Here is a 1,472-nt window from a genome sequence, read left to right on the forward strand (position 1 = left end):
TTTGGAGCCCGTCCGGCGATCGAGGGGGTCGGGACGGGTGGGGCAAGAACCTCAGCCGCCGCAGTTCCTCGCGCCCGCGTGCAGCGCGACCGCCGTGTTCGGGCCGAGCGTCCGCGTGAACTGGCCCGCGCTGTTGACCGTCACGCCCGTGCCCGACTGCACGTCGCAGTAGGTACCGGCCGGGAGCGACGTCTGGAACGTACGCGTCAGCGAGGACGACTCGTGGTTGATGGCCACGTACGCCTTGGCGCCGCGCCCGAAGGCGATCGCGTCCGCGCCGTTGTCCCACCAGTTGGTGACCGACTGGCCACGGGCCTGGTTGCGGAAGGCGACCATCGAGGAGATCTCGCGCCACGCGTGCTGGCACTTCCAGCCGTCGCTGTAACAGGCGTTCACCGTGCCGCCGTTCGGCGGGCCCGCGTCCTTGTCGGACCATTCGTAGCCGGAGTGGACGTCCGGGGAACCGTAGGGCCAGGCGAGCATGAAGACGTTCGCCAGGGTGTAGTTGGCGCCGTCCTTGTAGTTGAGGGTGTCGCCGCCGCGCTCGGTGTCGTGGTTGTCGACGAAGACGGCGGACTGGCCGCTCGCCATGTAGCCCCAGCCCTCGCCGTAGTTCTTCAGATAGGCGAGGTTCTCGTTGTTGAAGACCCGCTTGAGGTCACGGGCGTAGCGGAACTCCTGGACGTCGCCGTTCCCGAGGTACTCCGTCGGCTGGACGGCCTCACCGGCCCCGTAGATGGCCTCCTGCTTCCAGTGCACGCCCGGGTTGCTGAGCTTCGCCTTGATCGCGGCGAGGTCGGCGGCGGGCATGTGCTTGGCGGCGTCGATCCGGAAGCCGTCGACGCCCAGCGACAGGAGGTCGTTCATATAGCCCGCGATCCTGGTGCGGACGTACTCCTCACCGGTGTCGAGGTCCGCGAGCCCGACCAGCTCGCAGTACTGGACGTTCACGCGGTCCTGGTAGTTGGTGATGTGCGCGGTGCAGTCGTCCATGTCCCAGGACGCGTACAGGCCGGGGTAGTCGTACTTCGTGTACGGCGAGCCGCCGGTGCCCGTCCCGGAGCCCGCGGCCATGTGGTTGATGACGGTGTCGGCGACGACCTTGACGCCTGCCGCGTGGCAGGCGTTGACCATGTTCGTGAAGGCGGTGCGGTCGCCCAGCCGCCCCGCGATCTTGTAGCTGACGGGCTGGTAGGAGGTCCACCACTGCCCGCCCTGTATGTGCTCCTGGGGCGGCGAGACCTGGACGTACCCGTATCCGGCCGGGCCCAGGGTGTTGGTGCATGCCTGGGCGACCGAGTCGAAGCGCCATTCGAAGAGGACGGCGGTGACGTCCTTGGTGCCGGGCGGGGCCGCCTGGGCCGTCCCGGCGGATCCGGCGGCCCCTATGAGGGTGCCGGCCGCGAGGGCGAGCGCGGCCGCCCGCGATCTGATAGCCATGATTCCTCCTGCACGTCGGTGTGCTGATGAGG

1 pseudogene is annotated in these 1,472 nt (G+C 68.8%); it reads right to left on the reverse strand.

What is annotated here, in order from left to right:
- Positions 1-54: 54 nt before the first annotated feature.
- Positions 55-1,440 (reverse strand): annotated as a pseudogene (locus ACWGI8_RS44230) (alpha-amylase); the annotation flags it as partial.
- Positions 1,441-1,472: the final 32 nt, after the last annotated feature.

This window comes from Streptomyces sp. NPDC054841 (genome assembly GCF_053611045.1).